Source organism: Thermodesulfobacteriota bacterium (assembly GCA_036482575.1).
GTDB lineage: Bacteria > Desulfobacterota > GWC2-55-46 > GWC2-55-46 > JAUVFY01 > JAZGJJ01.
In genome coordinates, this window is record JAZGJJ010000184.1 from 1 (window position 1) to 7,124 (window position 7,124).

Genomic DNA, 7,124 nt, shown 5'->3' on the forward strand with positions numbered 1-7,124 from the left:
TATCCCCTATAGCGTCCCCCACCTGTACCCTCCTGGAGGGGCGCGCGCCGCGGCGTTTCGCCCCGATGTCTTTTATCACGGCGGCCCTGTAGTCGCCGACTATGATTATGCCCTCGAGGACGACGGACTTCGACCTCCGCTCCGGCCTCGGCGTCTTCCTGGACGCCGGCCTCGGAGGCGCCACTTCGCCGGCGCCCTCCTTCCTGGCGTCATGAAAGAGGTTGCGCTCGATAATGCCGGCATAGAGCTCCCCGGCCTTTGTCCGCCCGTCACCACCCTCCCGGAGGGTGCTTCCGGGAGAAGAGAGTACCGCGGCGTCCTTCCCCGCGCCCTCGCCCGCCGCGCCGCCGGGGGCCACGTCGACAAACAACGTCCGCACAAAGCGCCCGCCTGCAAAGACGGCCAGGACCAGCGCGGCTACCTGTAAGAAGAGCAGAGCCCTCGTCATCTCAACACCCCGGCTACCCATATCCGCGTATTTACCCTAACCGGAGCCACCTTCTTCAATAACCGCCAGCCCGTCTACCGTAAGGGTCGTACTCAACCGCGAACTCCCTTTGATGACGGAGCCTTTCGCGGTAACCGCGGAGACGGTCATAAGCCTCCCGCTCGTATCGATATCGTGGAGCAGGTCGACAAGGCCCCTTATACCGCTCTCGGTGACCACGACGACCGACACCCTGCTGTATTCGTCGAGTGTTACAGCCTTCGCTATACGCACGCTTTTAACGTTCACTTTGTGCTCCCTGGCCTTTGTCTGTACGAACTTCTGGAGGCGTGCCGCGGCCAGGGCCTGGGTCCTTGCCTTGAACAAAAGCCCGCCGGCTTCCTTGAGGGCCTCCGCGCCCCGCTCTCTCCTGGGCTCCCAGTCCTTCTTCGCCTCCACGGTGCTCCGGTAACGCTCCAGCAGGGCGGCCTTGAGCTCGACCTTCTCATGGAGGGTCTGCTCGTGAGCCACAAGGAAGCCGTAAACCGCCTTGCCCGCGACCAGCAGCGCCAGGACGCCCGCAATAGCCAGCAACCCCTGAACTCTTTTGCTTATATTCACTGTTTACGCACCACCGTGGCCTTGATCCTGAACTCCTCCGTGGCCCTGTCTTTGGTAGCGGCCTTGTTGCCCGCTCTGGCCGCGGTCCTTGCGTTCTTCCTTGTCATAGTAGCGGAGAAGCGCACGTCCTCGAACATGGGGGAGGCGTCGAGGAGCGACAGCAGCGTAACGGCCGACGTCGAGCGCCCCAACATCTCTATCTCGTCGTCGTGGTACTTGAGCATGGTAAGGTAGCTGTCGTCGGGAATGACGTCGGTGAGCTCTCCGAGCACCTGAAGGAAGGCCCCTTTCCCCGCGACGAAGCCCTCCATCTGTTGGAGGCTGCCCTCCACCAGCATGGTCTCCCCCCTGATATCCTCGGCCTCCGCCACCGTACCCTTGAGTCCGGCTATCTCCATGTCGATCCGCTGAAGGGCGCTCTTCTCCTTGGATATTCGAACGGCGAGCTCCCCCGTCCACATAAGGGCCGTCAGGGCCAGCAGCACCACGGCGACCGCGGCCGCCCTGGGCGCCCCGGGTGCCTCCCGCACCTTCGGGGACAGGAAGTCCGTGGTGGGAATCTCGCCGGAGATCCCTCTTATGGCGCAGCCGAGCGCCACCCTCCTGGAGGAAGCGTCCCCCCCCCCGGCCGTATCCAGCCCCTTTATCTCCACCACTTCCACCGCCTCCTTGCCAATACCCTCGGAGAGGTATGTAAGGAGATCCCTGCTAAAACCCTCGTCGCCGCAGACGACCACCCGTTCCATCTCCCCGCCCCCGTGCTCGACGGCGCTCGCAAGGGCTTTTTGATACTCCTTGAGCACGGCCTCCGCGCTAAGGTCGGCCCTTGCAAGGGCTTTTGAGTACTCCACCTTCCCCGCGCGTGCAAGCAGGAGTTCGCAGGTGTCGGCGCCCGAGTAAAAAACTGCGTCCACGCCCGAGCCCTTACCGTGCGGCAGGGTCCTGGCAAGGGCGGCCGAGCTTATCTCCACCGACTGCGGGCTCAGCCCCGCGCCGCTCAGTATGTCGAGGTAGTAGTTGAAGCGCTCCTTATCGATAGCCGCGAGCAGCACCCTGACTCTGCTCCCGTCCTTGGTGCGGCCCAGGTTGCTAAAGCCGAAGATCGCCGTGTCCCTCGAGAACGGGGTGTACTTGTCGAGCTCGTAGCCGAGGACCTCCCTCAAGTTGTCTTCAACGGGCACGGGCAGGTCGGTGGTCAGGAGCACTACGTCCTTTCGCCTGATGGCGACATTGGGCTCGACCGCGCCAAGGCGGTTGGCACCGATAAAGGCCGCCACACCCTTTGTAAAGAGCTCCGCCTCCATCCCGTAGGTAAAGGGAATGGAGGTGCTGTCGACCATAATGGTCTTGCCCCAGGCATGCCTGAGGCATACAAGGTCGACCCGGTCGTCCCCGAAACTTATTCCCAAAGATGTCTTCGACAGTTCCATAGTCTAAAAGGTGCCCGTTATCTTCAACCGTCCCTCCAGTAGAGGATTTCGTAGTCGCTCTTGCCCTTTATCTTTATAACGGCCTTGAAAGAGCGCCTCGCCGGAGTTCCGTCCAGGCCCCCTTCCGCGTCTATGGTGTATATCTCCGGCGATGAGAAGGTAAGCTTCGAGCCGGCGCCCGGGCTCAACCCCGGGACCACCTCCATGAGCTCCTCCAGCCCCTGAAAAGGGTCGCTCTCCCTTATGTCGATTATCTCCCGGGCATAGAGCTCATCTATGCCCGGTATGGAGGTCAGCATGGTAAAGGACGCGGTATTGACGTTGACCCCGGCCGAGAGGGTGAAGACCGTAAAGAGCTCCTCCAGTCCCGGCCTTTGCGGCTCGCCCGTATCCAGGGCGTCGCCGCGGAGGTCGCCGCCGGTGCCGTGGAAGAGCTCGCCGGTTATGCCCCTTACCCTTATGAGCTCGTCGACGGCCTCGAAGGAGGCGTCCTTTGCCCCGTACGGCCGCGGCAGAGACATGTAGTAGCCGTCCTCGGCGCCGTTAACCATGCGCACGTCGTCTTCGTCGCGCCAGTCCAGGATGGAGTCGGCCACCACGTCCCTCTGGTCGAAGTCGAGCTCCAGTGCGGCAAAGACCCTTACAAGGTCGCCCCTTGTCGCCGCGTTCAGGTCCATCTTTCCACCCTCGTCCATAACGCTTACCTCGGCGTACCCGCCGTCAAAGGAGAAGGTGTTGACCGTGCCGTCCACCTTCCAGCCCTCTTCCTGAAACTCCCCCGGGGGGAGGTGCTTATCCTTCAAGAGCTCGGTCACGGCCCGCGTAAAACCGGCCCTGGCCAGGTAGTACGCCTTCGACCCCTCCATGAAGTTACTGACCGCCCGGGCTTCGGTACGCATCGACATGGCGAAGCTTCCGACTATGACGCTAAGGAGTACGGTTATCCAGAGCACCAGTACGAGGGCGACGCCGCTATCGTCAAGTATCCGCTTCCCGCGCATCGGTTAACTCTCCCCGGTCTTTACGGACTGGAACGGAGCCTTAAGCCCCATCATGACGGGCACCGTGACCTCGGTAAAGTAGTCGCGGCCCCCCTCCCTGTGCCCCACGGAGAGCGTGACCTCCCTCGGAAGGGAGTTCTTCTCGTCATCGAAACCCTCCTCAAATGGCCCCTCCCCTTCCTCTCCTTCTTTCCACGAATAGCGCCACTCCACGCCGGTGACACCGGCGATAAGCGTTATCTCCCGCTCCTCGGCCCGCTCCTCCTCGGTAAAGCTGTAGACGTCGAACTCCTTAAAGTCCTCTATCATATAAACGGGCCGCTGGTAGGCGACCAGAGATAACTCGCCCGAGTCTATATCTTCCTTGAGGGCGTATACGACGAAGAAGAGCCCCCCCCCTCCCCCCCCCTGACCGCGTCCCACGGGCCGGGTCGTTACGAACCGCAGCTCTTCGCCCTCCACCTTGAAGAGAAGCGAGTCCTTGCCCTCGCTGTCCTTTACCGACAAGGGGTAGGCCGAAGAGATCTGCCTGAAGACGGTATCCAGCGCTATCCGCACCCTGTGGTGGTGCGACGCCTTCGCCTCCCCCTTCTCCCATGCCCTGTGGCCGAGGCGCAGCCCCTGAACTGCCAGCAGCGCCACCAGGCTCAGTATGAGCATGGCGACGATAAGCTCCAGCAGGGTAAAGCCCCCGCCGGCGATTGGTAACGCGCGCGCGCCCCCCGGCCGTCCCTCTTTTTTAAAGCCCCGGGTGCCCATCCTCATCACCCTTCGATAAGCTCGTCTTCGCCCACGAGGACCTCGCTCCTTATGACGGCGGCCCGTTCCTTCACCCCGCTCCGCCACGTAACCCTCATTTCGACCCCGTAGAGGTTGAAGGGCAGAGACTCCTCGGAGTACCCCGCCTCGTCCTCGCCGTATAAAGGAAGAGGCGTTATGGTCCTCTCCCATTCGTAGCCGCTCTCGAAACTTCCCGTCTCCGTTCCGGGGACGAGCTCGCCCAGGAGCATCGTCTCTTCAATACCCTTCCTGGCGAGCAGCACCGCGCGGGAATACTCCTCCGATATACTCGCCGACCTGAGGGCGCCGGAAAAGAGCGTCATGATGGTCCCGAGCGCGACCCCCAGCACAAGGACGGCGACCAGCACCTCCAGGAGGCTAAAACCCCTCTCATCCCCGGTCGTCGCCGAAGCTGACCGTCGCCACCCCCGTAAATATATCCACCGTGACCGTAGAGACTTCATCCGTCTTCTCGTTCCTTATCGTAACCGCCCCGTCGCTGGAGCTTCCGTCGGGGTAGAAGACTACATGGCCTTCCCCCGACTCGATTCTCTCATCGCCGGACTCCATGGCCGAGATACGGAGGTCGGCGTGGAGCGCGACCTCCCTCCTGCGTCCATCGGGAAGGCCGTCGTCTTCTCCGGCGACGAGAGCCGCCACCCGGTAGGTGTCGGCGTCCAGGTCGAAACTTACCTTCTGCGGTATCTGCCGGAATACCGCCGTACTCCTGGCGTGCTTCATGGTCGAGACCACATCCCGCACGGCCGCCTTTAGGCGGAGCCCCTCCATGGAGGAGGTAAAGACGGGGATCGTCAAGGCCACCATCAGGCCTGCGATGATCAGGACCACTATGAGCTCCACCAGTACGAAGCCCGCGCCACGGCTCTCGCTGCTATTCAAGGCCCTTCCAGCTGACGACATCCTGGTTTTCCTCCGTACCGCCGGGGGTCCCGTCCGCGCCGTAACAGATAATGTCGTAATCCCCCTGCTCGCCGGGATATACGTATACATACGCCCGCTTCCACGGGTCCAGCGGCACCTCTTTCTTGATATAGGGGCCGTTCCACCCGGGCACGTCCCCGGGGTCGGCCCTGAGCATCTCAAGCCCCTCATCGCCCGTGGGGTAGCGCCCTATGTCCAGGCGCATCGTATCGAGGGCCGTGCCGAGCATCTCTATCTGTACGTTGGCCGCCTTGAGCTTGGCGGGGTCCACATGCTTTATGAACTTCGGCAGCACAAGCGCGCCCAGGAGCGCGAGTATTATCATTACCACCAGCAGTTCCACGAGGGAGAAGCCCGCGCTGTTCAATTGTTTTAGGTGTTTTAGTCGTTTTAAGCGAGCTCGTCTCATAAGCGCTCCTCAGAACGGTATGTCGTTTACGCTGAAGATAGCGAGCAGCATGGATACCACTATGAAGCCGACGATCAACCCCATGACGATTATCAGGAGCGGCTCCAGCATGGCAAGGAACCTCTTTGCCCGCTCCTTCAGCTGCTGCTCGAAGGTGTCCGCCACTTCAAGGAGCATCTCGTCGAGCCTCCCCGTTTCCTCTCCCACGGCTATCATCTCAACGGCCATCGGCGAGAAGATGGCCGCCTCTTTAAGCGGCACCCCGAGCCCCTCGCCCCGCTTCATGTTGTCGTGCAACGCCCTTACGGATTCGGCCACGGCCCGGTTATTTATGGTGCCGCCGACTATCTCCAGGGACCTGAGCGGTGGGACCCCGCCCTCGAGAAGTGTCCCCATGGTCCTTGAGAACCTTACGACCTCGGCGTTGCGGATAATATCGCCCACCATCGGCATGCCGAGCTTCAGCCTGTCCCAGGCCAGCCCTCCTCCTGCACTCTTCGTATAGGCGCGAAAGAGCAGATAAAGCGCCGCGACGGCGAGGATAAACACCCACCAGTAGGCTATAAGCGTCGCGCTCACCTTCATCAGGAGCACCGTAGCCACGGGGAGGGCGTCTCCCATCTCGGAAAACGTCATTGCAAACCTGGGGATTACATAGGTCAGCAGGAATACAATGGACAGGCCGCTAAAGGCGACCAGGACGGCCGGATATATCATGGCGGAAACGACCTGGTTTCTGAGCTCCTGCGCCCTGGCCATCAGCGCGGCAAGCCGCAGCAGTCCCTTATCCAGTGTGCCGCTCGCCTCCCCGGCCCGCACCATGCTGATGTAAAAAGTCGGGAACACCCCGGGGAACTTCGCCAGGGCGTCGGCAACGGAGCTGCCCTGCTCGATTGCCCGGAGCAGGTCTTTCAGCACCCCCCGGAAGCGCTTATTCTCTACGACACCAATAAGTGTTTTAAGGCTCCTGTCGATGGGGAGCCCGGCCTTCAGCAGGCTTGACATCTCCCGGGTGAAGTTGATGACCTGTTGGCGGGGAACGCGTTGAAAGAGGTTAATGAGGGGGGCTTCGGGACGCTCCCCCTCCTCAATCCGGGGCTCTATGGCTATGGGGATGTAGCCCTGGCTCTGGAGCATGCTCACGACAGAACTCTCCTCGCGAGCCTCCAGGTCTCCCAGGATGACGTTCCCGCTCGCGTCCGTAGCCCTGTACTTAAAGGCAGGCATATATCAACCTCCGGGTGCCACACTCTGAAGCCGCCCATGCGTAAACCACTGCGGCTTATTATCCCACAAAAAAGGCGTAAAATCACCCACTATCTACAGTCGCCTACCCGGCCGCCCGGCAGGGGGGCAGGGGGACTCTTTATGGAAGGGCTGTGTGCTGATGGAAATAATGGAAATAAAGGTGCGTGGGGTTTTTGTGTGATGTGGGAGGAACAAATAGAACGGAATAAAATAAGTAGACCGGTACGGCAAAAAAAATTTACGCGCACTTCCCGAGGCCCCACATG

General features: G+C 61.3%; 9 protein-coding genes. All 9 read right to left on the minus strand.

Features of this window, described 5'->3' with window-relative positions:
* A partial coding sequence (locus V3W31_07985) for a hypothetical protein (GenBank protein ID MEE9614868.1) occupies nucleotides 1-448 on the minus strand: 448 nt, incomplete at its 3' end.
* Between the two features lie 36 nt (nucleotides 449-484).
* Nucleotides 485-1,048 carry a type II secretion system protein GspM gene (gspM, locus tag V3W31_07990; GenBank protein ID MEE9614869.1) on the minus strand — a complete coding sequence of 188 codons (564 nt, stop codon included), beginning with the start codon at nucleotides 1,046-1,048 and terminating at the stop codon, nucleotides 485-487.
* Complete coding sequence (locus V3W31_07995) at nucleotides 1,045-2,457, minus strand: PilN domain-containing protein (GenBank protein MEE9614870.1); 1,413 nt, start codon at nucleotides 2,455-2,457, stop codon at nucleotides 1,045-1,047. The genes gspM and V3W31_07995 overlap by 4 nt, the downstream gene beginning before the upstream one ends.
* A gap of 44 nt (nucleotides 2,458-2,501) precedes the next feature.
* Nucleotides 2,502-3,479 carry a helix-hairpin-helix domain-containing protein gene (locus V3W31_08000; GenBank protein MEE9614871.1) on the minus strand — a complete coding sequence of 326 codons (978 nt, stop codon included), beginning with the start codon at nucleotides 3,477-3,479 and terminating at the stop codon, nucleotides 2,502-2,504.
* Nucleotides 3,480-3,482: 3 nt separating this feature from the next.
* Nucleotides 3,483-4,244, minus strand: coding sequence for a type II secretion system protein (locus V3W31_08005; protein MEE9614872.1), 762 nt, complete (start codon nucleotides 4,242-4,244; stop codon nucleotides 3,483-3,485).
* Entirely contained in the window at nucleotides 4,244-4,723 is a 480-nt protein-coding gene (locus V3W31_08010) for a prepilin-type N-terminal cleavage/methylation domain-containing protein (GenBank protein ID MEE9614873.1), read from the minus strand. Before V3W31_08010 ends, V3W31_08005 begins: the two co-directional genes overlap by 1 nt.
* Nucleotides 4,650-5,180: a GspH/FimT family pseudopilin gene (locus V3W31_08015; protein MEE9614874.1), complete on the minus strand. Its 531-nt coding sequence runs from the start codon at nucleotides 5,178-5,180 to the stop codon at nucleotides 4,650-4,652. Before V3W31_08015 ends, V3W31_08010 begins: the two co-directional genes overlap by 74 nt.
* A complete protein-coding gene (gene gspG, locus V3W31_08020; GenBank protein MEE9614875.1) occupies nucleotides 5,152-5,610 on the minus strand; it encodes a type II secretion system major pseudopilin GspG in 459 nt (152 codons plus the stop codon). Before gspG ends, V3W31_08015 begins: the two co-directional genes overlap by 29 nt.
* Before the next feature lie 9 nt (nucleotides 5,611-5,619).
* The gene (locus V3W31_08025; protein MEE9614876.1) at nucleotides 5,620-6,837 is read right to left on the minus strand and encodes a type II secretion system F family protein; all 1,218 of its coding nucleotides are present in this window, start codon (nucleotides 6,835-6,837) and stop codon (nucleotides 5,620-5,622) included.
* Between the last annotated feature and the right edge of the window lie 287 nt (nucleotides 6,838-7,124).

Bases quoted from the DNA above. Each gene is read 5' to 3' on its own strand.
- V3W31_08000 (MEE9614871.1), bottom strand. From the start codon at position 3,479: ATGCGCGGGAAGCGGATACTTGACGATAGCGGCGTCGCCCTCGTACTG.
- V3W31_08015 (MEE9614874.1), bottom strand. From the start codon at position 5,180: ATGTCGTCAGCTGGAAGGGCCTTGAATAGCAGCGAGAGCCGTGGCGCG.
- V3W31_08005 (MEE9614872.1), bottom strand. From the start codon at position 4,244: ATGAGGATGGGCACCCGGGGCTTTAAAAAAGAGGGACGGCCGGGGGGC.
- V3W31_08010 (MEE9614873.1), bottom strand. From the start codon at position 4,723: ATGAAGTCTCTACGGTCACGGTGGATATATTTACGGGGGTGGCGACGG.
- gspG (MEE9614875.1), bottom strand. From the start codon at position 5,610: ATGAGACGAGCTCGCTTAAAACGACTAAAACACCTAAAACAATTGAAC.
- V3W31_08025 (MEE9614876.1), bottom strand. From the start codon at position 6,837: ATGCCTGCCTTTAAGTACAGGGCTACGGACGCGAGCGGGAACGTCATC.